This is a genomic window from Mesorhizobium sp. L103C119B0, from assembly GCF_000502235.1.
Taxonomy (GTDB): Bacteria; Pseudomonadota; Alphaproteobacteria; order Rhizobiales; family Rhizobiaceae; genus Mesorhizobium.
This window is the reverse complement of sequence record NZ_AYXE01000014.1, coordinates 1-24,327: the sequence shown is the minus strand read 5'-3', so window position 1 is coordinate 24,327 and position 24,327 is coordinate 1. Positions and strand designations below refer to the sequence as shown.

Sequence of the window (24,327 nt, the reverse complement as noted above, 5' to 3'; positions counted from 1 at the left end):
AAAGTCACATCTTCTACCAATCCAGAGTTATTTGCGTGTTGTTCAGCAACCCATGGTTCGCCACATCATGCGCCGACTGGCCGCTCGCCAGTAAGGAGGCTGCGGATACGTGAATACTCTTGCGCTCGACCCGACCCAGAATCGCCGTTCCCGGCACCAGTCGCTTACACACAAATATGAGAATTGGGGGAGCGTGCGGGCGGACGTGGTCAAAAGAACCGGGCTTGAGCGCCAGGAAACAAGAATCCTGCAGCCAAACCATGTGTTCCTGATGAACCTGAAGGGCACGGCGTGCCGCGGAGAAGACATCGTGGATGGGCGCCGGATTGCCTTTTTGCCGCGCCGGGCCGGTTCGATAATCTTCATGCCCGCCGGCAGTGATTGGAATGGGTGGGACGAGGGGGACGCGACCGCTTCCTACCTCCTAGTCTCGATTGCAAAAGAGTTCGCCGACGATGTGTTTGCGGGAACGGCTCGCCATCGCCCGGCAGTGCTGCCGCCGTCGATCGGGTTTCGGGACGGCACTGTAGAGTTGGCGTTGCAGAGGATTGCCTTGGAGCTCAAGCAGCCTGACCCCATCAGCGCAACGATGGTGGAGTGCCACGCCACGCAATTGCTCGGCCAAATGTTGAGGTTGAACGGCTTCCATCAGGAGCCGGCAAAAGGCGGTTTGTCATCGTTCGATCTCAAGCGGGCGGTGGACATGATCGAGACGTTGTCGGACGGCAGACCTACGCTCGCCGATCTGGCGAAAGAAATTGGGGTTAGCCGGTTCCATTTCTGGAGGGCCTTCAAGCAGTCGACAGGCATGACGCCGCACGCATTCATTGCGCAGCGACGGCTGGAGCAGGCCGCGGACATGCTGCGATCGACCAGTCTGTCGGCGACGGAAATCGCGATGGAATGTGGTTTCGGCAGCTCGAGCCATTTCACGACCGCCTTTAAGCGGGCATTCGGCGCGGTCCCGACGGAGTTTCGTCGTAACTGCAGAATCTAGCCCGCCGCTTGTCGGTTCTCAGCAAGTATCGGAAAACCCCAACATCACAGTAAAGCAGGCTTGGCGGAAGACGGTATCCATCGGCGGTCAGCCGGATACGCCGCTCATGTCAAACCTGGTTCGAGTTCATCATGGCAAAGGACGGGCCGGCCGGTCCAGTCCCTGCCTCGGATTCCTGGCCAGCACGCTATCGGCGGCCGTTGCCCGAAACGGCTACTACATCGCATCCGCCTGGATTCTCGTCGAGCGAGGGTACGGAACCGCCGGCGTGGCGACGTTCCTTGCGATCGTCAGCGTTGTCGAATTCATCGCGAGCCCTCTGGCCGGTGTAGCGGCGGATCGATTTGACAGGCGATGCTTGAACGTTGCGGCAGACCTCAGCCGCTTCGTCGTTATGCTGGCTACCGCTTGCGCGCTTCTCGACATGGACGTGTTTGTGATTATCTGTCTGTCAGCGGCCCTCTTTTCGGTTTGCGACCGTGTCGCGCTTACAAGCTCTCAATCAATGATCCCCGTGACAGCTGACGGCCGCGATCTTGTAGCCTCGAATTCCGCCGTCTTCTTCGTCATGCAGGTCGGCAATCTCGGCGCAGCTTTGCTTGCAGGGCCTTTGCTGCATGATCGCTCCCCAGTCCTGCCATTCACCGTTATTGCTGCCTTCTTTTTGTTTTCATCGGGCTGCCTAGCCTTGATGCGGCTGCAACCGGTTTCGCGTGATGTCCGCTTCGCCAAAATCTCGGCAGCACAATTAGATCCAAGCCTGCGTCGTCTCATCGGCGTCTACGCGCTTCTCTACACAAGCGCGGTGCTTGTCAGCGTCATGGGATCTAGCTTCGTCTTCCAGGAGCAGAAGGGTACTGCCGCGGATTTCGGCTACCTTGAGGCTGCATGGTCGGCGGGCTCACTGATCGGTGCGGTCTCTCTGTTCCGGATTGAAAGAGCGATGAGTACCCACGTGCGGCATCTCATGCTTTTGGGCTTAACGGCGCTGGTACTCATGGCGCTGGCATCTCTGCCCACGCCCTGGACAGTGATCCTTTTTGTCGCGCTCGGATTTCTATACAATCTTGGACGCGTCAGCGTTGAAGTCACATTGCAGTCGCATGTATCCATTTATCTTTTGGGCCGGGCCAAAGGCATTATGCATAGTGTGGCCGTGGTGCTCGGGTTACTCATCTTCGGCATCGCCGCCGCTGTCGGAGATCGAGCATTTCCTTCGACGATTTTCTTGAGCTTTGGCGTGGCGCTCCTCGTCAGTATTTTGTGTTTGAGCGTGGGTGTAATTCAGACACGAGAAAAAGGTGAAACGTGAGGTGGAAGAGCTAACAGCAGGCGTAGATGCGAAACAGGCAGTCCTGGGGTCGCTGACGGCACTCTACCCCTGGATGAGCCCATACCATTCCCGGCCGATCCGTGATTATGCGTTTCGCCTGTTTACGGCGCCGGCTTCGGTTCCCATGCCAGAAATCCGGCTCCGAGCCTTCACCAAACTACTCGACATCATCAGGAAGGCAGCGACACGAAACGGGTTGTCTGCCGATACCGCCTTGGAAATCTGCAGGGATTTCCAAAGGCGCCGCGTGTTGCAGACAGGCCCTCATTTGTTTCTCCTCCTGGAGCCGGAAGCCTATTATACGCATATCTTCAGCCTCCTTGGTCTCTCGGCGCATGGCTGTTCGACCTACGTTTCCTACGCCGTTTCGACGGTGAATCTCGTCGAAAAGCCACGCAAGGGACCAGGCTGGATCACCGTTGACGGCAAGCCGGTCAACGTCTTTGGCCTGAGCCGAAGCCGGATGATCGGATACAGCCTGCTAGCCGGGCCGGGACCTTACAGGTTCGAGTTGTTACCGAGGGAGCCAAATACTGGGGGAGACGCGCTCACGCTGCTTCGTAGCCTTCTGCCGAAAACGCAATTCGACCGGCCGGCGCATGCCATCAAGGCAGCCAATCTCATCCTTTGGCCAAGAATGTTCGGACACCGCTTTGCCTTCCTGCAGATCGACGACGAGGATATCGCCGACCTGGTGGCCGACCATCTGTCGGACGAAAATTCCTGGCTACGCATGAGACTGCTGGAAGACCCGAAGTTCGCCTCCAATATCCTTGCCGGCATCGATGGGCTCGCGTCCGGCCCCTGGAGTGGCTGGCTCGCGCGCGGTACCGACTTCTTCTGGCTCTACGAAAATGGCAAACGCCTTCCGCTGCGTCTGGTTGCCGGAGAGCTCATCGATCCCGCGACCGGTATGAAGGTGGCGTGCTTCACAGCCCCCGATATCCTTGAGCGGCTGGCAAATCGCAGCCTTGTCCCGAATCTCCTGCTGATGTTTCTGGTTTTGTCGATCCTGCCCGGCGTGCGCGCGCTTGGAGGCAGCTATCAGCCGATCTATTACCCCCTGATGCGCTATGTCGTCTCCCGGGCGCTTGAGGCCACAGGCGTGGATGAAGATCTTCAGCAGGCTCTCGCAAGCGACGACGTACCGGGTGCTTGGGGACATCGGGTAATTGAGTGTGATGATGATCCGCTCGAGCTATTCCTGAAGGGCAGGAACGGCGCGATGAGTGATCTCATCGGCCGTTTGGGCGACATTTCCTTCGCCGAGGCTTGTGGAAGCATGAAAGGCTTCGTGACAGACCCGTCGTGGAATGAACTTCACAGCCGACTGCGGCAGGGGTTGGTCACGCCGTCCGATGCGGAATGGGCCTTTTCCTGAAATGTCCTATGCACTTCCTATGTGTACGCCGGTTACGAATGGCAGCTTTGCGCCCCATGTCGGTCATTGAGCAAGCCATAGTTGCATCCGAAAGCGGACACTTCCGCCAACGGCCACCTTTGCGCTTACCGGCTATCCCAACGGAGCAACAGGCGGTTACGCTCGACGCCGCTCGGCGCCTCGGTAATCGACGCTCTTCAAAATTCAGCCTGGACCGGTGCCGTACTGACGAAGCCAGTAGCACTAACGCCTTCCCGCCCTGGGCCGCGTTCGCTATGTCTGGCCGCGCCGTCCGCCTTGGATCCACCTGATGTGCCCAGGACAGCTTGTATGACCACAAGCTAATATGCTACCTTGCACAATGCGCGGATTGCTGGCACTTGGAATGCTGGTTTTGGCGGCTACAACAGCAGCCGCAGGTGAGCAGTTGTTCGACTCCATCGCCGCCGGCGACAAGGGTGCCGTGGAGCAAGCCCTGGCAGGCGGTGCCGACGTCGACAGCCGGGCGCGCGACCAGGCAACGCTGCTCATCGCTGCAGCGCTCGATAACCAGCCGGAAATCGCCGACTTCTTGCTGGCCAAGGGTGCCGACATCATGGCGCGTAACTCGGGCGGCTTTACCCCGCTTCATGCGGCGGCCTTCTCGGGCAGCCTGCCGATCGCCAAGCTGCTGCTGGAAAAAGGCGCGGTGCTCGACGATGCCGCCAACAAGGCGGGTGCTACGCCGTTGCTGGTGGCCGGCGAGGAAAACCACATTGAACTGGCCGAGTTCCTCATTGCGAAAGGTGCCAATGTGAACCATGCCGAGGGGCATGGCTACATGCCGATAACGCGCGCATTCTGGAAGGGCAACACGGATATCATACGACTTTTCAAACGCCATGGTGCTACCTGCCAAGCCAAAATTCTTGGCGAGGCGAACGCGGCGAAGTGCGCCGAGATCCACGATTAACGGAGGATACAGATGAGCACGATGATCAAGCTACGACTGGTTCGGAGTTTGGGGACGGCTGCCCTGGTCGCGGTAGCTGTGGTCGCCGGCGCGGGATCGGCATGTGCCGACGATTCGGTAAACACCGGCTATTTTGGTGGTGTGGCGATCATGGGCTACGACACGGTCGCTTACTTCACTGACGGCAAGGCCGTGAAGGGCTCCGAAGAGTTCACTTATGAATGGCTGGGGACACCTTGGCATTTCGCCAGCAAGAAACACCAGGAAATGTTCATGAGCGAACCGGTCAAGTACGCTCCTCAATATGGCGGGTACTGCGCCGGCGAAGTCGTGGGCGGGGGGGTCACGGTCAATGTCGATCCTGAGGCATTCAAGATTATCGACGGCAAGCTCTACCTCATCTACGACGTCGACAATGCGGACGATTTCGCCGCGCATGCAGCTGAAAATATCCCGAAAGCCGATGCCAACTGGCCGAAGGTCGCGGCCAATTTGGAACTCGATCACTATCATTGAGACGCGCGTGTGCGTCTACCGAACCACGGTGAAGTGAAACACCTTGCTTGTATTGGCATAGGAGTAGCTTTTGCCGGCTGCGTCGTTGCGTCTGTAGACGGGACCACAGTCGGGGCGACCGAACAGGTTCTCGCTCTGCTCGCACAACAGATCGCCATCGACGTAGACGGTCTCGGTGACTAGCCGCGTCGTAGAGCGGAAGGCCGCCTTGCCGTCGCTTCCGATCTGAAGGAAGGCTGGTTGGAGACCGGGTTCGATCTGGCCTTGCAGTGTATGGCCAATGACGAGGGACGCGATCTCGGCACCCTGTAACTGGTCCTGTTCGGCCGGGGTAAAGCCGAAGCGCCATTGGGGGAGGCCCGCCTGGCGCAGTGCGGCGACGAGTATCGCCAGATCCTGCGGATTCCGAAAATGTGCATGAGTCATCTCCCACCCAGCCAAAGAGTCCACGTAGCTGGACCCTGCTACGAGGCGGAGCCCCTCGGCGATTGCGGCTTTCGCATTCGGTAGGCGGCCGCCGCGGACATACGCCGCAGCGAGCGTAAACCGAAAGTTGCCAACCGTGGACGCATCGTCGCGTGTGTGCTCGAGAGTCTCGATCGCTTTCTCGACATTGCCCTGGAGCAGAAAAACCAGCCCAGCAGTTTCCCGGTTGATCGCTGAGAGGTCGGGGTCGAGCCTGAGCGCCGTCTCGACCGCAGTGGCTGCCTCGGCATGATTGCCGGCGTATAACTGAACATATCCAAGGGCTGCTTGCGCCTCTGCATGCCCGGACCGATTGAAACAGCCTTCTTGGCAGAGGCAATCGCATCTTCGTAGCGGCGATTCACGACCTGCATGATCCCAAGAATTGCATAGGGCGACGAAAGGTCAGGGTCGAGTTCCAAAGCTCGGCTCGCCTTCTCATATGCTCTCTTTCGTGCTGGCGCGCTCTGGATGACGTCGTTGAAGGCCTCCCGCCAGATATAGATTGTGGTGCGCGCGTCGGCCGCGAAGGCTTCGGCAAAGGCGGGGTCAAGCTCCTCCGCCTTGTCGTAGAGCGTGAGCGCCTCCCGCAGGCCGGCCTGCAGGACGCTGCGTGACGCCGTCTCGGCTTGTAGATAGTAATCATAGGCCTCGAGATTGCTCGTCGGCGGCCGCGCCATGCGCTCGCTTTCCGCTGCCGAAGGTTGCATGCCAAGCGCCTTGGCGATCTCGCCGCTCATCTCGTGCTGGACGGNATAGTCCTGGCCTGGATCGCCGCCGAGGTTTGCAAACGGCAGCACGGCAACCGATGGCCGCGATGGCACTGAGAACTTCTGCCATGCGAAAATGCCGGCAATCGCGGCGATCGCCAAGGCGGCGGCGCCTGCCAGGATGATGACGCGCGAGCTCGGCCGGTGTGGCGCGGCCGTGACCTTTCCCGATGCTGCGGGATCCAGCAGCAATCGATAGGCGCGAACCGGATCGGCGATGTTCTTGAGGCGCTGCTCGCCAAGACTGGCAAAGCCGACATCAACCTTGTGAACGGCATGATCAAATGCGGTTCCGGAGATACATACACCCCCCGGCTCGGCCATAGCCTCGAGGCGCGCGGCGATGTTGACGCCATCGCCGTAGATGTCATTTTCCTCTACGATGACATCACCGAGATTGACGCCGATGCGAAACCGGATGTGGCGGGGGTCGGAGGTGCCCGGGTCTCGGACAGCCATCCGGCGCTGAATCGCGGCAGCGCATTGGACGGCATCAACGACGCTGGCGAATTCGACCAGCGCCCCGTCTCCCATGAGCTTGATAATCCGACCGTGGAATTCCTTGATCGCGGGGTCGACCAGTTCTCGACGGCAACCCTTCAGTCGTTCGAGCGTGCCGACCTCATCCTCGCCCATGAGCGTGCTGTAGCCGACCACGTCGGCAGCAAGGATCGCGGTAAGCCTTCGCTCCATGTGCGGTTGTCCTGCCTCCCTAGCTCAAAGCTTCGCTGAGCGTATTCGACTGGCGTTTCGAATGCGAGCATGCTTGGCCTACTGGACAGCGATAATGCAACCACGTCGTTTTGAAGACATTGCCCTCATGGCTTAGCCTTGTGCGAAACCGGATGTTGCCGCATGGCTGATGTGGGTCGAGATCGGCCTCTGTCGTTCTTAACTGACCACAAGCGGACTTACTGGTCCCGGCCCCAAGGCTGCCGGACCGCAATGCGCCTGATCTCGGCCGTTGCAGCCACCTTTGATACCTTCTGAAAGCAGACGTTGACGGCGACCACGCTGGAGTTCGCAGTGCGCACTGTGCGTTACGACGAGTATGAGGTGACCGGCCTAACCGCGTGGTCGGGCGGTCGAGCCGCGGACCAAGAGTTCGACCGGTATGATCACCTGGCTCGGGGCGCCGTTTGCAAACACCGTCGTGGCGGCAAGTCTCCCCTTCCCGACAATGTCTTGAGCCACTGTCGTGAGCGGGGGCGTGGTGCGCGAAGACTCCGCAGTGCCATCGAAGCCGACGACAGACATGTGTTCGGGTATCTTGATATTGCGCCGACGCGCTTCGTCCAGGACGGTGATTGCCTGCCAGTCCGACATAGTCAAGATCGCCGTTGCTTGCGGAGCCCGGTCGAATACGACCGCTCCGGCCGAAGGCTCACCTGGGGTCGTCTCGATGATCGGGACATTGTCGATTGACAGACCGAGCTCAGCCAAACCCTGGGCGAAGCCGAAAAGTCTCTCCTGATCGAGTTGAAAACCGGCAGAGATAGCGCGCGGGGAATTGCCAGGCAAATGGACGATGGGTGACCCCGATGTGCGCCGAATGGAAAGGATTGCAAAACGCCGATGTCCAAGAGCAGCCAGATGCCTGATGGCCGCCAGCGCCCCGCTCCTGCCGTCTATCCGGATAGAATTGACGTCCGGACCGGCATCGCTCTCGAGGATGACGAAGGGCAGCCGCCGGCGCCGTAAAGACGCAATCAACTCGATGTCCGCGCTGTGGCCCAGAATGAAGCCGTCAACCAAGGCCTCTCGAATGGTGGAAGTGCGTGTCTCGTCCGTACCATTGACCAAACTCAATGTCGCTCCAGCCTCGTCACAAGCAAGCGAAACGCCAAGCACCAGCTCGCGCAGATATGGGCTCCTGATCATATCGGCAATGGCGTATGCGCCCGGGGGGATCAGGCCTATGGCGTTGAACTTGCCGTCGCGCAGCACGCGTCCCCTCGGGTCGGGGCCATCATAACCAAGCTGACGCGCCGCGGCCTCGACGCGCTGGCGCAGATCGGATCGCACCAGATCCGGATGGTTGAATACGTTGGAGACGGTGCCGCGGGAGACTCCAGCGAGCCGGCCGACATCGGCGAGCGTAGGCATTTTAGAAGCGTTCATTTCCCTCAATTAGACAATTTCTTGGAGCGCTCCAAGTTTTTTCTTGACGCTAGGTCCAAAATGTTGGAACTTGCACTTGGAGCGCTCCAAAAATTGAAAGTAGCAGTTCGGCATCTGTCCCGAGCATCGGCCGAGCTGATTTCGAAAATCATCAAGGAGGATTAGGATGGCTACCACCAATGGTGCTCCGACCTCGCTCGTCGGAAAGACTTTTGATTGCTCATTCGGACAGTTCGTACCGAGGTTGACGGTCCTGTCGCCGACCGAATTGCGGGTGCAGGCGACGATCGGCGCTACCGAGATCGACGAGGTGGTTCAGAGCAATCTGACCGGCGTTCGACCCGGACTTTTCATCGTGAGTTGGACCGAGCAAGGCGGCAACTTCGTCGTGCAGGTTCAAGATCACGAGAACCAGATCGTTCATAACTATGCGCGACTGGCGGACGGGCAGCAGTTCTGCGCCCAAGGCACAATTCAACCAGTGACGACGGCGTGAGGGCCGCCTGTCTATCTGAGAGGAGAATTACGCCATGACTACCAAGGTGATCGACCAGACCGATCCTACGCAGTGGGATCCAAAGCTTGACGCCGTTATCGCGGCTCCCGGAAACCATAAGGTGTTGTTTGAGAATGACCGGCTACGTGTGCTTGAGGTAATCCTCAAGCCCGACGAGGAAGAGCCGACACATCACCACCGCTGGCCTTCAGTATTCGTGTTCGATGAGGTGGAAGGCCCTATCCACGACTTCGCGCCGGATGGAACCATGATGCCGCCCAATCGAGATGTCATCCAGGCGATTCAGGCATGGGACGGTCAAGGCTGTCTCGTGGTGCATATGGCCCCCCAACCAGCGGGTCGCGTGCTCAACGCTTCGAGCAAGACCCTGCATGGTATCCGTGTCGAGATGAAGTCATAAAGCAGACGTGATCCTGGCCACCGGAACTCGCGCACGCTGAACGTCCACTTCTGACGGATTGAAGCCTTAAAGCTGCCAGTTGGCTTGCGGTCCCCAAGGTTGCCCGACAGCTTTGCGCTTCATCTCAGCCGTTGCGGACAGATTTGCCACTGATTGAAAGCGGGCATCGCGGCGACCACGCTGGTCGTCGCTCGCGACTCAGCGCGATCAAAGCTCCCACGGCGAGACGAGGGTCGCACCGTACACCCGATTTTGATTGTGCGTCAGCGCATTGGCAGGATGTTCTGGTTGAGGCGGAACAGATTGTCCGGATCGTATCTGTGCTTGATCTTGGCGAGCCGCGCGTAAGCCTCAGCGCCGAAGGCGTCGCGGACGAGATCCGATCCTTCGCCATGGCCGGGGAAGTTCAGATAGAGGCGGCCGGTCGAGTAGCGCTGCATGTCCTGCCAGAAGCTGCGAACCCAGCCGATGTTCGCATCGTCCTCGTTAGCGCCTGGCCAGATGGCGTCGAGGCTGAGCATGAAGGGCATGGAGCGGTCGCCGAAGGCAGTCTCATCGGCTGCAACGCGCTGGACGAAACCGCCGAACTTCCAGATCGAGGCGAAGGTCATTTCGGAGGGGCGCTTCGCCATCCAAGCAGTGGTCTCCCCGACGACCTCGTCGTCGAGGCGCGAGAGGTAAGTGGATTTCCAGTAGCAGCGGTCGCGGCCTTTCGGGAACAGCCCGTCATAGAGCGACTGGATGGTGCGATATGGCATGCGGCCGCTGAAATCGACGAGCGGTTCCCCAAAACTGCGCAACGGCGCCACGACCCGTTCGCCCTCGTCGGCCGGTCCGTCATAGACATGCGCGAGCGCCAGGACGCGCCGGCCCCTTGCATGCTCGGCAATCGAGGGGTCGTCGGGCAGGGTGGAGAACTCGGCCAGGCCGCTCAGGCGGTCGGGTGCGGTCTGCATGAAGTCGCGCCAGAGCGGAATGATCTCGTTGGCGCGCTCCTCGGGATAGGCCGGACCGCATAACATCAGCTCCGGTTCGATCGGGTGCAGCTTGAACTCGAAGCTCGTCACCACGCCGAAATTGCCGCCGCCGCCGCGTAGCGCCCAGAAGAGATCCGGGTTCTGCGTCGCGTCGGCATGGATGAGCCGGCCATCGGCGGTCACCAGATCGGCGGCCAGCAGATTATCGACGCTGAGGCCGTGGCTGCCGCGCAGCCAGCCGATGCCACCGGAAAGCGTCAGGCCGGCAACGCCCGTCGCCGAGATGAGACCGCCCGGCGTGGCGCGGCCAAGCGGGGTGGTGGCCGCATCGACATCGGCCCAGGTCGCGCCGCCCTCGACGAGGGCACGGTCGAGGCCGGACGCGACCCGCACGCCCTTCATCAGCGACATGTCGATCATCAGGCCGCCTTCGCAGACGGCGTAGCCTGCAACATTGTGGCCACCCGAGCGGATCGCGATCGCTAACCGATGCTCGCGCCCGAAATTCACCGACGCCACGACATCGGCAGCACTCCGGCAGCGCGCGATGAGGGCGGGACGGCGGTCGATCATGCCGTTCCAAACGACCCGCGTCGCGTCATAGGACAGGTTCGACGGCTCCAGCACCTCGCCGCACAAGATGGAACGGAAGCTATCGATGCTCGATTGTGCAAGGGTAGCGGTGGCGGCCATGTAGCGGTCTCCTCGTTTGACACACGCTAGCGCGGCGCGGGCACGGCCGCTAAAGTCGAAAATGCTGGAAGGCGGTCATTTCTGCCATGGTTGAACAGGCGAGACCATTGAATGTGGCGATCCTTGCCGCTCCGGAGGCTACCGCCTCCACGATCTACGGCATGTTCGACTTGTTTTCCTCGCCCGGCAGGGATTTCCTGTTCATCACCAGCGGAGCCGCGGGCACGCCACGCATGCGGCCCTATGTGGTCGCCGGGGACGGCAGCCCGTTTCGCGCGGCAAACGGCATCTGGGTGCGCCCAGATCACAGCCTTGCCGATTGCCCGCCACCCGACATCGTCTGTATTCCAGATTTCTTCGTCAATCCGGGCGAAAGCGTTGCCGGGCAGTATGACGCCGAAGCCGCGTGGCTGAAGCGAGCGCATGACGACGGCGCCATGCTGGCCAGCGCATGTTCGGGCGCGGTGCTGCTCGGTGAGGCCGGGCTGCTCGACAATCGCGAGGCCACCATTCACTGGGGCTATGTCGAGACGCTCACGAACAACTATCCCGGCGTGAAGGTGAAGCCGGGCCAGTCGCTCGTGCTGAGCGGCGAGGCCCAGCGCATCGTCATGGCCGGGGGCGGCTCAAGCTGGCAGGATCTCGCCCTCTATCTGATCGCGCGCTTCGTCAGCCTCAGGGAGGCGATGGAGGTCGCCAAGGTCTACATGCTGCAGTGGCACGACATGGGCCAGCAGCCCTTCGCAGCGCTGATGCGCTTTCGCCAGACCGACGACGCGGTGATCAACCGCTGCCAGAAATGGGCCGAACGCAACTACCGGACCCCTTCGCCCGTCACCGCCATGACCAAGCTGTCAGGCCTGTCCGAGCGCTCCTTCGTGCGCCGCTTCGCAAGGGCCACGGACATGAAGACAATCGACTACATCCACGCGCTCCGGCTCGAAGCGGCCAAGGAACTGCTGGAGACCGGCGACCTGGCGGTCGAGGGGGTGGCCAATGAAGTCGGCTACGAGGATGCGAGTTTTTTCGGGCGTCTCTTCCGCCGCAAGGTCGGGCTGACGCCGGCGCAATATCGCATTCGTTTCAGTGCTCTCCGGCGAGTTCTGAGCCGCGGTTGAATCTCAACCGTCTAGGCGCGATGCCATATTCCGCTATGCGCCGCAATTCGGCCATTGGGCCGAGCTCTGCCGCCGATTGAAGCGGACTCTGGTAGCTGGTTGCGCGTAGGCAGGGGTGCCACGTTAGAGCAAACCCAGGTGTAGGGCCGGAGGGGATCGTGGCGCGCCCAGAACGAAAGCTTGTGGCGGTTTTGGCAGCAGAAATGACCGAAGCGCCGTAAGATTGCGGCAATCCTGGTGGCGGACATCGTCGGGTTCAGCCGTCTGGGGCGAAACGACCAGGATTGTAGGCCCCCTTCACGCACACTTCTTGCGCTCAGCCACCTCGACGCTAAGGCGGAAAGCCTGGCCATCCGCATAGGAGCGTGCGTAGCTTTCTGCCTCGAAAGCGAAGGTCAGCGTGTTGCTATAGGCCGGCACGCGGACGGTCCAATTTCTTGTAGCGGATGATTTCGAAAGCATGCTCGGGCGATTCCATAGTTCCTCCCGCGATCACCGACGAGAGCTCTCAGATAGCGTCGCAAAAACCTTTGAATGCAAACCATCCGACACATCGGTGTCGTAATGTTTCAACGTTGCCCAAAGCTCCGCCAGTCCGGCCGGTAACCAAACAGTTCAGGCGGCGCTCCACATCATCAGCGCTTTCGCGACTCCGTCGAGAAGATGGTCAGCGTCAGATTCATGCTCGTAAAGCATGCTGGCCCGGATCGACTCCAGTGGAGTGTAGGATGGCGCGATACGCTTGAGTTCCGAAACGAGCCGCGATACCGCGTCCTGGTTGCCCAACTTCGCCTGTGCCGCCGCCAGCCATGTGAGCCTTACGGCCGAAGTCATGGGCAACATCGACCAACTGACAACGGCTCCCTTGTAGTCTCCCGCCGCGTATTGGGCGAATGCACGGTCGGAATGATACCAGTCTGGATGTATCGGATTGATCTGAACCGCCTTGTCGATCCAGGTCAGGGCTTCGAAAGGCTTGCCCCTGATGGCAAGCAGATAGCCGATCTGCGCGATCGTGTCCGCATCGAAGGGATTGAGGTCATAGGATCTTCGAAAGTGCCGCTCGGCGGCATCGTATGTGCGCGTGCACAGCAGTGCTTGGGCAAGAATCCGATGGCAGCGAGGCTCCTCTGGTGCGAGTCCTACCGCGAAGCGGGCTTGCTCTACTATGTCGGCCAGCACCTCCGGAGGAGCCATTCCATAATCGCCGATAATCAGGTCGGCAAATGCAAGGTATGAGCGCGCGAGCGCATAATGCGTATCCTTGGTGACGGCCGCAGCAAAGTAGTTCCGTGCTGCCTGATTATCGTCGGCGCCGTAGCCACGCAAATGCACCAGCCCCTTGAGAAGAAGCTCATAAGCCGCCAGGCTTGCTGGAGGCTTTGGACGGGCGCGCGTCAAGCCCGCATCGTCGAGCCGTGCGACAAGACGGTTCGTCACACGCAGCGCGATCTCTTCCTGCATGTCGAAAACAGCTGAGCCCGATGCTGTGAACTTCTCGCCCCACAAGACCGCGCCGTTTGCCGCTTCGATGAGGTTGATCGCCACCCGTACGGTGCCGTCGCGAAGGCCCATGCGTCCCCGAACCAGGAAGGTTGCCCCGAGTCTCCTGCCGACCTCGGTCCAGTTGCCGGGGTCCTCCGACGCAAAGGAAAAGCTTGAGTTGCGCGCCAGGACAACAGCAGTGCGAAATCGCGCCAGAGCGTTGACAATGTCCTCGGCAAAACCATCGACCAGAGGCGTGTCGGTCGCATCGCCTTCATTAGTGAAGCGCAGCACCGCTACAGAAGGCAGGTCGGACGGCGGCCTCGCCGGCGCGCCAAGCGGTGAAAGGAGGTAGCCGCGGCCTGAGACGGTGCGAATTATACTTTGTGAGTCATCGCGCAGCGCCTTGCGCAACTCGCGCACGCCTTGGGTGAGCGAGTCTTCGGTTACAAACAGCCCAGGCCAGACGGACTCCATCAGCTCCGACTTGCTGACGACGTGCCCTGTTTTTCCAACGAGATGGCTCAGGAGTGCAAATGTCTTGGGACGAAGTTTGACGGGATGACCCTGGCGCAACAGCAAGCCGCGCGAAGTGTCAAACACGCACTCGCCGATTGCTATGCTCCCTGATTCTGTATGCGACATTCAGAAGCGCTCTGCCAAACCGAGCCGGGCTCGTCGACATACAGGGGCCATCCGCGCTTACGGTCAAGACCTTTGCCGCAGCCGCAGGTTCTGCCCCCTCAGGCACGGGTTCATGGCGAGCCAGGGCGCCCAACTCTAGAAGTTCGAAGAAGGTGCCGGGCATTGGCGCGCAGGCCAAGCTGTTGACCCCACTGAAGTACAACTCGTAAAGCTCTTGCCGTATGCGGAGCCTTTCGACGTCGTTTTCCATGATGGCCACTCCCTAGATTGTAGGGATCATGGCGCATGTGGAGCGGTGCGTACCGGCGAAATTCTGAAACTTTTCTGAAACCTGGTCGCTGGAGTACAGATCGGCCGGCGCCGAGAAGCCAATGACTGGCTCGCCGGCGGCTATCGCGAAATGCGATCACGCGAATCGGGCGAACTATTCCTCGTCTTCCACTCTCGGCGAGGCGCCTTGGGTCGCTGCCTCGATGCGATCGACGACGCGCAGCTCTTTACGATGGCGAGGAATTCAGCTGCCAGGTGCTTGAACTTCACCTCGCCCCCAGAGCGAAGATCCTCGCCTTCGATATCTCTCAAGGGCATGGAAGTTGCGGCAGCGCCTTTGAGGAACCGCAAATATCCCGCTGCAGCTCGTCTTTCGTTCGTTCAGGGTGTGAGGCCGCCACATGATTGAAGACCCACCGCTGCTCACCATCAAAAGCCGTTTCGAACGGCCTGCGGCAGAGATCATCAGTGCCTTTTCCGGCTTGCCCGTGAGCCTAGTCCTAGACGCCATGGGCGGGCGAGGGGCGTTGCACCAGGGATTAAGGCACTCTCGCCAGGTACTGCGATACTGGCCGATATCATTGTTGCGGCCACCGACAGCTTTGCTGGTGCGGCGGTCACTGAGGATCTCGTCCTTGGCATGGTGCGAAACAAGGGGTGCGCCGGCCTCGTGCGCGATGTTGTCGGGATCGAGGCGGGCGGGTGCCGGTTTACTGTGCCGGGATCGTCGCGAACTCGCCGGCGCGCAATGGTCCAGGCACGGCCGGGTTCCCGGTGGTACTGGGAGGAATGACCATCTCGCGGGGAGACATACTGGTCGGCGACCGCGATGGTATCGCCGTGGTGCCTCGCCTCGAGGCTGAAACGGTGCTGGCGCGGCTCACCGTATCAGGGCGGTGAGAAAACCCTTGATGGCCTGGTGCGGCAAGGTCTCGCCCGATTTCGCCGAGGTCATCATCAAGTCTGACAGGACGCGCTTCGTTGACTGAAAATTTTCAACGGCACCTAAGGTCCGCCTCGCCAACAGATCGTGGTTGCCGTAATTCACTTCCAATCAGATCCCGCGCTGCTTTGTTTGAGGCTATCTCGGAATTCACCTATCGAACGTCGCCTTCGAAAACGGGATTTTGTAATCTGTGCTATGCCACTTAGTCGACAGGAGTGGGCAAAGTGAGCCAGACGCGGAAACTTGCGGCGATCCTGGTCGCCGACGTGGTCGGATACAGCCGGTTGGCGGGGTCGGACGAAGATCAAACGCTGGCGCGGCTACGGGCGCTCCGGAGCGATCTCATCAATCCGACCATCGCTGTCCACAATGGGCGCGTTGTGAAGCTTATGGGTGACGGCACCCTCGTAGAGTTCCGGAGCGTTGTTGACGCCGTACGCTGTGCAATCGAAATGCAGAACGGCATGATTGAGCGCAACGCTGGCTTACCGCCCGGGCGACGCATTGAATTTCGCGTCGGCATTCATCTCTGCGATGTTGTCGAGGAGAGCGACGGCGATCTGATGGGAGATGGTGTCAATATTGCCTCCCGTCTAGAAAGCATCGCTGAGCCGAACGGCATCTGTTTATCGGCCGCCGCTTACGAACAGGTGCGCGACAAACTGAAGGAAGAATTTGTCGATCTGGGCGAGAAAGAGCTCAAAAATATCGCACGCCCGGTGCGCACCTATCGCCTATGTATGCGCGACACGGTCCCAAAAACCGATCTGGCTGCGACTGCCGGGTCCTCCGAACAGCTGGCGCTGCCCGACAACCCTTCGATTGCTGTCTTGCCATTCCAGAACATGGGCGGCGACCCCGAACAGGAATACTTCGCCGACGGCCTTGCCGAAGACATTATTACTCGGCTGTCGCGTCTTCGTTGGCTCTTCGTGTCCGCCCGGAACTCTTTGTTCACCTACAAGGGAAAAGCGGTCGACTTAAAACAAGTCGGTCGAGAGCTTGGTGTGCGGTATGTGCTGGACGGAAGTGTAAGGCGCTCAGGTCATCGACTCAGGATAAGCGCGCAAGTCAGTGACACATCGACCGGGGTACAAGTGTGGGCTGAACGATACGATGTGGAATTGTCGGAATTCTTCGCGCTTCAGGATCAGATTGCCGAAAGTGTCATCGCTACGATCGAGCCGCGGCTCTACACGGCGGAACAGCAACGCTTTCAGAGCAGGTCCCCCACCAATCTTGACGCTTGGGGATTCGTCATGAAGGCGATGCCATATGTCTGGACCTGGAGTTCGGCTACGGAAATCGAGATTGCACAGGGATTTCTGAAGCAGGCTACGGACCTCGATCCTGACTATCCCCGCGCCAACAGCCTGTTGGCGTGGGCTCACGCGGCCCGCGTTTTGTCAGGATGGGCCAACGCAGCAGACATTCTGCCCACCTCTCGCGCCCTCGCGCAGCGGGCAATCCAAGGCGACCCCGAGGACCCGTGGACGCATTTAGCGGCAGGGTTTGTCCACATGATTTCGCGCGGCTTCGACTCTGCTGTGAGAGAACTAAATGAAGCGATCGAGCTAAACCCGAGCTTCGCCTTTGCGCATTCGATCCTGGGCTCAACTTACGGATATGGGGGCATGCCCGCCGAGGGGCTCGACCATCTTGAAATCGCGGGTAGGCTAAGTCCTCGCGATCACACATATGCTGCGAATTTCTCCATCCTTGGCTTATGTCATTTCATGGCTGGACGATATGCAGACGCGGTCGAATGCGAATGTCGCGCGGTTGAACTCCGGCCCCATTTTGGGTCTGCATGGCGGACGTACGCGGCGGCCGCTGGGATGGCCGGTGAAATGGACATCGCGGTTCATGCGCTTTCGCAGGCCAAGCGCCTTCAACCGTCCCTATCCCTTCAATGGGTAGACAAGTTTCATCCGATCGTTCACGACAAGCACCGGGCTCTCTATGTAGAGGGGCTGCGCATTGCCGGGCTTCGATAGTTGCGGATCGTGCCGTGCTCGTAGCTCGCTATCGGACCTACTATACCGCACGAGCGTGCGCTCAGCGCCTCAACTCGGTTGTCAAAGCTTCGGTGGGTTTCTTCCAACAGCAGACGTTCCTCACGATGAATCCGAAGAGCCGGCCGACCACTTGGAAGTATGCATTCGAATCGCTTCGGCGCGCTAGATCTCTGAAACCAAGGCGCTACTGGGGATGGCCCTGAGTTCGGCTGATCAATTGCCGCCGTCAAAACGGCTTCCGCTCCCGGGGCTCTCCCTTCTCACCAATTTCCCGTGCGGTTCTGCGCTGCACTCTGGAGCGCGCGAGAGGCGGACCTATCGAAGCTGTCGGCGCAGGCCGCTTCGACGTCCGCTTCGGTCAAGCCAACGTCCCGCAGAAGGAAGTTGGACAGGTGACCGAGCCCGCGCTCTATGTTGCGGCGGGTCCTCCACTCACGGACAAGGGCCAGCAGGCGTTCGAGCGGAGGGTCAAGAAAAGTGCCCGGCAAGCGCCGTGCGGTCTGGCCTATTGTCGTTTGCGTCATGTTACGCCAAGTCATGGTGAACCTCCGTTGATCGGGAATGCGAATGGCGATCACGTGACGGCAGAAGGCGAGAAGGCGCCAGGGCAGCTTCGGAAGCGTTCCGCTTCAGATTGTGAACTGGCCTCAGACCTCCGAAAGGCCTAACCTGCGGCAAAGGAGCGGTCAGCCATGACGCGACGGCCTTACGGACTGGTCTGCCCGATCTCGCACGCCTGCGAGTTCCTGGAGCCCCNAAGGCCTAACCTGCGGCAAAGGAGCGGTCAGCCATGACGCGACGGCCTTACGGACTGGTCTGCCCGATCTCGCACGCCTGCGAGTTCCTGGAGCCACGCTGGACAATTCAAATCCTGACCGAGCTCTGGAACGGCTCGACCCGCTTTAATGACATTCGCAAGGGGGTGGGCAACGTCTCGTCCGCCCTCTTGTCGAGGCGGCTCAAGGAAATGGAAGCGTTGGGCCTGGTCGAGCGCGTCGAGGACGAGGCGACGGGCACCATCAGCTATTTCCGTACCGAAAAGTCGATAAGGCTCGAGCCGGCGATGAACGCGCTGGCGGAATGGGCGCAATGCAACATCGAGGCGGAGATCGCGCTCGCCGACGTGGATGTTTCGACCCTCATGTGGGCCGTGCGGCGAAAGATTGACCTCGCTGAACTGCCGCGGCGGCGCGCCGTCATCCGCTTCCATTTCCGCGACGATCCCCCACCGAGGTGTCCCCATTACTGGTTTGTGGTCGAGCCAGGCTCAGACTTGCCCGAGCTATGCGCGCTCGACCCCGGCCGGGACGTCGATCTTTACGTCGAGACCGGCGTTGTTTCGCTGGGAGCCATCCTGGAGGGCCGCTCCAGCATCGAGCGTGAGAAAGAGAGGGGCGGCCTTTTCCTCATCGGCGACCCCGGCCTCGCGCGAAGCATGGACCGTTGGCTTCGAATCTCGGTCTACGCGGCGCTTGAGGGAATCGTCCAGCTTCCTTGAAAGCCATGTTTGGAGTGCAGCCTTATGCAACCCGCCCAGGACGACAAAGCCATTTGGCTGGCCTCAAAAGCTNGAAAGCCATGTTTGGAGTGCAGCCTTATGCAACCCGCCCAGGACGACAAAGCCATTTGGCTGGCCTCAAAAGCTATGGTGCAATCGTCCGTTGTTGATTGCTGCTCACTGAAAGCCGTGGGTTAGGCGAGCAAGATACGCTCAGCGAGCGTGCGATGACCTTCTTTGGGGCAGGCCATCATTTTGTCGATCAAAGAGCGCGGAACTCCTTTGACCCATTCGTTGCCCACGGCACGGATCGCGTACTGCGCGCCTCGATAATCGTCGAAATTCGGGATCAGTCTGCCGCCGATAGAAGCCAGCGACGGACAGGCTCGCTATCATCAAAGGCCGCCTCGAAAATTGATGATGCGAGCACGGCATATATGTGAAGGGTTTCAGAGCCGACGTTTCGAAACCCGTGTTTTCGATTAGCCGGAACAACAAGTGATTGCCCTTCGATTATGCTAACCGACTCGTTGTCAATCCAAATCTCTGCTTTGCCGGTGACCACAGAGAGCACTTCTTCAACACGGTGACTGTGCGTCGGGGCGCCCATAGCCGGCGCTACCCATTGCTCGAAAATGCACAGCTGAAGCGCGCCGTTCTCAGCGGATATAAGCATCCGGGTTTCTACTCCAACTCGCCATTCCTCCCGCCGCTGTTCCGCATGTGAGATTATCTTCATGATGATTGTGGACCCCTCTCACTTCAAGCAAATGTTCTTCTCCTGTAAGGACCCGCCCGCCACTCTGAAATGCACATCGAAGCAACGTCCCAACCTTGGCCAGAGCACAAGTAGATGGTCCGTGTCGGCATCCCCGGAGCCCTCAGCGACATCCATCCCCCTGCTTGTCACCAGATGAGACTTCGATCAATCTCGCCAATTGAGGTCCTCCCGGTTAACGCCATTGCCGTTTCAAATTCCCGGCGTAACAGGTCAACACAGTGCCTGACCCCATCGGATCCGCCCAAGGCAAGCGCATAAACATATGGGCGGCCGATCATCACCGCGGTTGCTCCAAGAGCGATAGACTTCAAAAAATCCGTTCCCCGTCTGATGCCGCCATCGATAATAATTGGAATCCTGCCGGCCACCCGCTCGGCAACTGCCGGCAGTGCATCGATCGTTGCCGGCAGCGTGTCGAGGTTCCGTGCGCCATGATTGGAAACCACAATGGCGTCGGCGCCTGAGCTTATCGCCAGTTCAGCGTCCTCAGGATCAAGGATGCCTTTCAACACGATAGGCAGAGCTGTGAGAGAACGAAGCCACTCAACATCCGGCCATGTCAATTATTGCACGCTTGGCGAACCACCGATCTTGAAGAGGCCTGTATTGCGGTCATTGAAATAAGGGGTGGTGAGCGCATCGGGAATTTTGAAACCGGCTCGCATTTGCCTTCGCCGATCGCTGAGTGTTGGCATATCCACCGTTACGCAGATCGCCTTCGCTCCGCCCGCAGCGACTTGGGCGACAAGGTCACGGTTGAAACATCGATCGCTCTGCCAATACAACAGGAACCAGATCGGCACAGGGCTTGTGGCCACGCATTCCTCGATGGTTGCTGTTCCGCTGGTCCCCAGAGTGAATATCGCACCGGCTTCGCCCGCCCCGCGAGCGGCAGCCACCTCGCCCTCGGGGTGTGACATGCGTTGGAATGCCGTTGGCGCCAGAAAGATCGGATGAGAGAGCCTTTCACCGAAGAGCGTAATGCTTGTGTCGATCTTCGAGACGTCCCGCAAAACCCGCGGCCTGATCCGCAGCAGGTCAAACGCACCTACATTGTCCCGCATCGTAATTTCGTCACCAGCCGCGCCGGCGATAAACTCATAGACGGCATGGGGCAAACGATCACGTGCAGCAGGTTCGAAGTCTGCCAGGCAAAGAAATTCATTTGCGAGATCAGAAGGCATTTGCCACCCGGCTGCGGTGTTCAAGACGTTATGCTGAGTTGTTACGCTGTTCAACAGGCCGCCCGTGCTCCACGGCATCTTGAGCTTCTTTCCAGAGCTCCGGCGATACAATCGTGCTCGAATCGGAGTGACATTGAGTTGAGCCCATCCGTGCTGACCAGAAGCCAGAAGGCTCCTGCTGGACAACGCGCTTTTGTCGTCTGCCGTGCTGGTGGCCAAGCCGTCACGCCCTCTCTGAAGGACTTCTCTCGTTTGAGGATGCGCCTAGACGGCACCCTTTCAGATATTTATGTTAGACATCTCTAAAGTAGGGATGAGCCGCTCAGCTTCAGATTGCGCCAAGGCCTGCAATCAAGCTCTGATTTGTTGTGCTTTTTCATCCGGGGGGACGACAGTATGACAAGCGAACGTCAGCACGAATACGAGTTGGGACATTCGGAAAGAGAACTGAGAAGGCTGGCTACGCAGGCGGCATTGGTTGACCCGATGACCCGGGATTACCTGCTGCGAGCTGGTCTTCGAGCGGGAATGCATGTCCTTGACGTGGGGAGCGGCGCTGGCGATGTCGCCTTTCTCGCGGCTGATATTGTCGGACCCACAGGTCTTGTTATCGGCTCTGACAGATCGGCGGAGGCTCTTGACGCTGCTCGGGCGAGAGCCGCGCAACGTGGTTTGGAGAATGTAATCTTCCACCAGTGTGATCCTGCTACCTTCACTTTCGATATAGCGTTCGACGCAGTTGTTGGCCGATACGTCCTAATGTTCGCGCCCGATCCGGCCGAGATGTTGAGGGGGGTTGCGCGGCATCTTGGTCCCGGGGGCGTGATGGTATTCCACGAAGTCGACTGGACTGGCGCTGCCTCGTTTCCCTCCGTCCCAACGTACGACAACTGCTTTCGGTGCATTGTGGAGACATTCGTCGTGTAGGGACCAACCCCAACATGGGCCTGCAGCTCCATGCGACCTTCGTAAAAGCCGGGCTGCCGGCCCCTAGCATGGCGGTAAGTGCTCTCGCCGGAGGTGGATCAGACAGTATGAGTGGCATTGATCTGATCTCCGATCTCGCAGCGACCATGGCTCCGGTGATGGAGCAGATGGGCGTTATCGCAGCTTCAGAACTCGGTCCCGAAACGCTGCAAGATCGAATTCGCGCCGAGGCTTATGCAAGCGGAGCGTGGTGGTCGGCCGATATGAGGTGGGCGCCTGGTCACGACGAATGTAGGCACCACGGTCATGCGCCCGCGCTTCCCTCGTTCAGCCCGCTCGAGCTGAAATTGACCGCTCAACAATGGAGGCGGAGAAGACGCACTAGAGCCGTCCGACCGCTACAGCGGTAGCGCCATCAAGACAGCGCTGCTACCTCAGAGCAGCAGGTGAATTGCCACAAGCTCGATGATCAGCAAAACGGCGCAGACCACGCCCGCAAGGGCATAGCCTCTCCAATACGCGCGGATGTCCTGATCGGTTTGGAATGCTTCTAGCCAGAGCCCGTCGGGGGAGACGCCAAGGCAAATGGGGATAGGCATCGCGGCTGGCACGATTGTATTAGGTGCTAAAGCATCTCTGCCCAACATGCAGGCGGCTCTCTGACCGCGAAGAACACATATTAGCCTCGCTAACTAATGGCGAAAGCCCCTCATCGAAATATCGCCGACCTGTCCTGATTGTCTCTTTGGTTGTTTCAAACTGGGCAATGGCGTGTCGCCGCAGGAGAGCGGGACAAAGAACNCCTGTCCTGATTGTCTCTTTGGTTGTTTCAAACTGGGCAATGGCGTGTCGCCGCAGGAGAGCGGGACAAAGAACAACATCGTCGGTGTACGACCTGGCTCGCTGCCGACCAGGTCATAGCTGGCTCCGGCGCTGCCAAGACCTGGTGACACCGGTCTGGCCGCTGGCGAAAATATGCGATCCTGCTAAACTTAGCCCGTGTGAACACGCATGAATGGGGGCTTTGTGCCGGTATCATATGACCTCATTGGCAAGTCAGCCGTCGTAACCGGCGGAGCAAAGAGTATCGGCAAGGCAATCGTAGAGCGCCTTGTAGCGTCGGGTGCTGCAGNTGCTAAACTTAGCCCGTGTGAACACGCATGAATGGGGGCTTTGTGCCGGTATCATATGACCTCATTGGCAAGACAGCCGTCGTAACCGGCGGAGCAAAGAGTATCGGCAAGGCAATCGTAGAGCGCCTTGTAGCGTCGGGTGCTGCAGTGCACGTGTGGGATCGAGATCAGATCGAACTGAAGGGTGTGGTGTCTACGAAGGTCGATATTACCAGCGGCGATCAGGTAACCCATGCGATCAACATGATCGTCGGTCGTGGCCAGCGTATAGACGTTCTGGTTAACAATGCCGGTTATCTAGGAACCCTTCACCCGTTTGACCAACACGAACCTGCAGACTGGCGAAGCATCATCGAAACCNGCCGGTTATCTAGGAACCCTTCACCCGTTTGACCAACACGAACCTGCAGACTGGCGAAGCATCATCGAAACCAATCTGATCGGCACGATGCAAGTGACGCAGTTGGTTTTGCCCCACATGCGAAAATGGGGTGTTGGCCGCATTGTCAATATGGGCTCTTTGGCGGGCAAGGAAGGTCTTGCCAACCTTGCCGCCTATTCAGCCTCCAGCGCAGGTATCGTAGTCTTCACAAAGGCGCTTGGGCGTGAGGTCGCCAATGCAAACATACGCGTGAACTGCGTCGCTCCTGGGCCAATCGATACGGACATGATCCGAAACCTCGGGGTCGCAGCTGNCAAACATACGCGTGAACTGCGTCGCTCCTGGGCCAATCGATACGGACATGATCCGAAACCTCGGGGTCGCAGCTGTCGAGACAATGATCGCCGATAGTCCAATGAACCGGCTCGGCCGGGTCGAAGAAGTTGCCCACATGGTGGCCTGGCTGTGCTCGGACGCCAGCAACTTCAATACCGGCGCGGTATTCGACATGTCGGGTGGGCGGGCGCGTTACTGAGCGCCGACTGTGTCTCGGTGCTTTCAGGCGGCGCGTCACCGTGGACCAAATATTCCCACCCCTAACGGCGACCTATGTGATCCCCTCATGGCAACTCTGCGGTACGAGGTAAGGCGGGAACCGGATGGGACGTGGACGGTGTTCGACGTTTTCACCGGGCAGCCGGCTATTGTAGTGGGCCACCCTTCTGTCGACCTTCCCGACATGGAGTATGCTGAAGAGCTGGCAGCCATCCTGAATGCCAACGACCTGAAGCAGAGGCTATCTCACGGGAGGCTCCCCG

The 24,327-nt window shown here is 59.5% G+C and carries 20 protein-coding genes and 2 pseudogenes; 14 read left to right on the top strand and 8 right to left on the bottom strand.

Annotated elements, in window-relative coordinates:
* Window positions 1-109: 109 nt before the first annotated feature.
* From X728_RS145170 to X728_RS145190, 5 genes are all read left to right on the top strand, one after another.
* Window positions 110-997 carry an AraC family transcriptional regulator gene (locus tag X728_RS145170; RefSeq protein WP_023832360.1) on the top strand — a complete coding sequence of 296 codons (888 nt, stop codon included), beginning with the start codon at window positions 110-112 and terminating at the stop codon, window positions 995-997.
* 106 nt (window positions 998-1,103) lie between these two features.
* A complete protein-coding gene (locus tag X728_RS145175) occupies window positions 1,104-2,309 on the top strand; it encodes an MFS transporter (protein WP_023832359.1) in 1,206 nt (401 codons plus the stop codon).
* Window positions 2,299-3,711 (top strand): hypothetical protein, encoded by a 1,413-nt coding sequence (locus X728_RS145180; protein ID WP_155923635.1) that lies wholly within the window; start codon window positions 2,299-2,301, stop codon window positions 3,709-3,711. The genes X728_RS145175 and X728_RS145180 overlap by 11 nt, the downstream gene beginning before the upstream one ends.
* Before the next feature lie 361 nt (window positions 3,712-4,072).
* Window positions 4,073-4,663 carry an ankyrin repeat domain-containing protein gene (locus X728_RS145185; protein ID WP_023695862.1) on the top strand — a complete coding sequence of 197 codons (591 nt, stop codon included), beginning with the start codon at window positions 4,073-4,075 and terminating at the stop codon, window positions 4,661-4,663.
* Window positions 4,664-4,675: 12 nt separating this feature from the next.
* A complete protein-coding gene (locus X728_RS145190) occupies window positions 4,676-5,179 on the top strand; it encodes a YHS domain-containing (seleno)protein (protein WP_023716196.1) in 504 nt (167 codons plus the stop codon).
* 15 nt (window positions 5,180-5,194) lie between these two features.
* On the opposite strand, the pseudogene X728_RS01000000167010 reads toward X728_RS145190, so the two are convergent.
* Window positions 5,195-7,107: pseudogene (locus X728_RS01000000167010) on the bottom strand (tetratricopeptide repeat protein).
* 372 nt (window positions 7,108-7,479) lie between these two features.
* Window positions 7,480-8,535 (bottom strand): LacI family DNA-binding transcriptional regulator, encoded by a 1,056-nt coding sequence (locus tag X728_RS145195; protein WP_023825156.1) that lies wholly within the window; start codon window positions 8,533-8,535, stop codon window positions 7,480-7,482.
* Between the two features lie 166 nt (window positions 8,536-8,701).
* Here X728_RS145195 and X728_RS145200 point away from each other — a divergent pair, with 166 nt between their 5' ends.
* Window positions 8,702-9,031, top strand: a complete 330-nt coding sequence (locus X728_RS145200; RefSeq protein ID WP_023832358.1) for a hypothetical protein — start codon at window positions 8,702-8,704, stop codon at window positions 9,029-9,031.
* A gap of 34 nt (window positions 9,032-9,065) precedes the next feature.
* Entirely contained in the window at window positions 9,066-9,452 is a 387-nt protein-coding gene (locus X728_RS145205) for a hypothetical protein (RefSeq protein ID WP_023832357.1), read from the top strand.
* A gap of 263 nt (window positions 9,453-9,715) precedes the next feature.
* Here X728_RS145205 and X728_RS145210 read toward each other — a convergent pair whose 3' ends face one another.
* A complete protein-coding gene (locus tag X728_RS145210) occupies window positions 9,716-11,122 on the bottom strand; it encodes an FAD-binding oxidoreductase (protein WP_023716192.1) in 1,407 nt (468 codons plus the stop codon).
* 113 nt (window positions 11,123-11,235) lie between these two features.
* Here X728_RS145210 and X728_RS145215 point away from each other — a divergent pair, with 113 nt between their 5' ends.
* Window positions 11,236-12,240 carry a helix-turn-helix domain-containing protein gene (locus tag X728_RS145215; RefSeq protein WP_245260153.1) on the top strand — a complete coding sequence of 335 codons (1,005 nt, stop codon included), beginning with the start codon at window positions 11,236-11,238 and terminating at the stop codon, window positions 12,238-12,240.
* A gap of 297 nt (window positions 12,241-12,537) precedes the next feature.
* Here X728_RS145215 and X728_RS1000000172110 read toward each other — a convergent pair whose 3' ends face one another.
* Window positions 12,538-12,660: a hypothetical protein gene (locus tag X728_RS1000000172110; RefSeq protein ID WP_023825152.1), complete on the bottom strand. Its 123-nt coding sequence runs from the start codon at window positions 12,658-12,660 to the stop codon at window positions 12,538-12,540.
* A gap of 195 nt (window positions 12,661-12,855) precedes the next feature.
* A complete protein-coding gene (locus tag X728_RS145220) occupies window positions 12,856-14,328 on the bottom strand; it encodes a winged helix-turn-helix domain-containing protein (protein WP_023829984.1) in 1,473 nt (490 codons plus the stop codon).
* 969 nt (window positions 14,329-15,297) lie between these two features.
* Here X728_RS145220 and X728_RS1000000172105 point away from each other — a divergent pair.
* The 3 genes from X728_RS1000000172105 to X728_RS145235 all read left to right on the top strand — a co-directional run bounded on the left by X728_RS1000000172105 (window position 15,298) and on the right by X728_RS145235 (window position 19,102).
* Window positions 15,298-15,540: a hypothetical protein gene (locus X728_RS1000000172105; protein WP_081726213.1), complete on the top strand. Its 243-nt coding sequence runs from the start codon at window positions 15,298-15,300 to the stop codon at window positions 15,538-15,540.
* Between the two features lie 270 nt (window positions 15,541-15,810).
* On the top strand, window positions 15,811-17,583 hold the full coding sequence (locus X728_RS145225; RefSeq protein ID WP_023716187.1) for an adenylate/guanylate cyclase domain-containing protein: 1,773 nt from the start codon (window positions 15,811-15,813) through the stop codon (window positions 17,581-17,583).
* 811 nt (window positions 17,584-18,394) lie between these two features.
* Entirely contained in the window at window positions 18,395-19,102 is a 708-nt protein-coding gene (locus X728_RS145235) for a helix-turn-helix domain-containing protein (RefSeq protein WP_023825148.1), read from the top strand.
* Window positions 19,103-19,451: 349 nt separating this feature from the next.
* On the opposite strand, the gene X728_RS145240 is transcribed toward X728_RS145235, so the two are convergent.
* The 3 genes and pseudogenes from X728_RS145240 to X728_RS1000000171740 form a co-directional block, all read right to left on the bottom strand.
* On the bottom strand, window positions 19,452-19,841 hold the full coding sequence (locus tag X728_RS145240) for a cupin domain-containing protein (RefSeq protein ID WP_023832355.1): 390 nt from the start codon (window positions 19,839-19,841) through the stop codon (window positions 19,452-19,454).
* A gap of 167 nt (window positions 19,842-20,008) precedes the next feature.
* A pseudogene (locus X728_RS01000000167000) lies at window positions 20,009-21,067 on the bottom strand (alpha-hydroxy acid oxidase).
* 351 nt (window positions 21,068-21,418) lie between these two features.
* The gene (locus X728_RS1000000171740; protein WP_245266187.1) at window positions 21,419-21,760 is read right to left on the bottom strand and encodes a hypothetical protein; all 342 of its coding nucleotides are present in this window, start codon (window positions 21,758-21,760) and stop codon (window positions 21,419-21,421) included.
* 1,394 nt (window positions 21,761-23,154) lie between these two features.
* Between X728_RS1000000171740 and X728_RS1000000170470 the strand changes: the two genes are divergently transcribed.
* From X728_RS1000000170470 to X728_RS1000000170460, 3 genes are all read left to right on the top strand, one after another.
* The gene (locus X728_RS1000000170470) at window positions 23,155-23,520 is read left to right on the top strand and encodes an SDR family oxidoreductase (protein ID WP_196815096.1); all 366 of its coding nucleotides are present in this window, start codon (window positions 23,155-23,157) and stop codon (window positions 23,518-23,520) included.
* Window positions 23,444-23,920: an SDR family NAD(P)-dependent oxidoreductase gene (locus tag X728_RS1000000170465; RefSeq protein WP_155924014.1), complete on the top strand. Its 477-nt coding sequence runs from the start codon at window positions 23,444-23,446 to the stop codon at window positions 23,918-23,920. The genes X728_RS1000000170470 and X728_RS1000000170465 overlap by 77 nt, the downstream gene beginning before the upstream one ends.
* Window positions 23,871-24,044: an SDR family oxidoreductase gene (locus X728_RS1000000170460; RefSeq protein ID WP_155924013.1), complete on the top strand. Its 174-nt coding sequence runs from the start codon at window positions 23,871-23,873 to the stop codon at window positions 24,042-24,044. The genes X728_RS1000000170465 and X728_RS1000000170460 overlap by 50 nt, the downstream gene beginning before the upstream one ends.
* The last annotated feature ends 283 nt before the right edge of the window (window positions 24,045-24,327 follow it).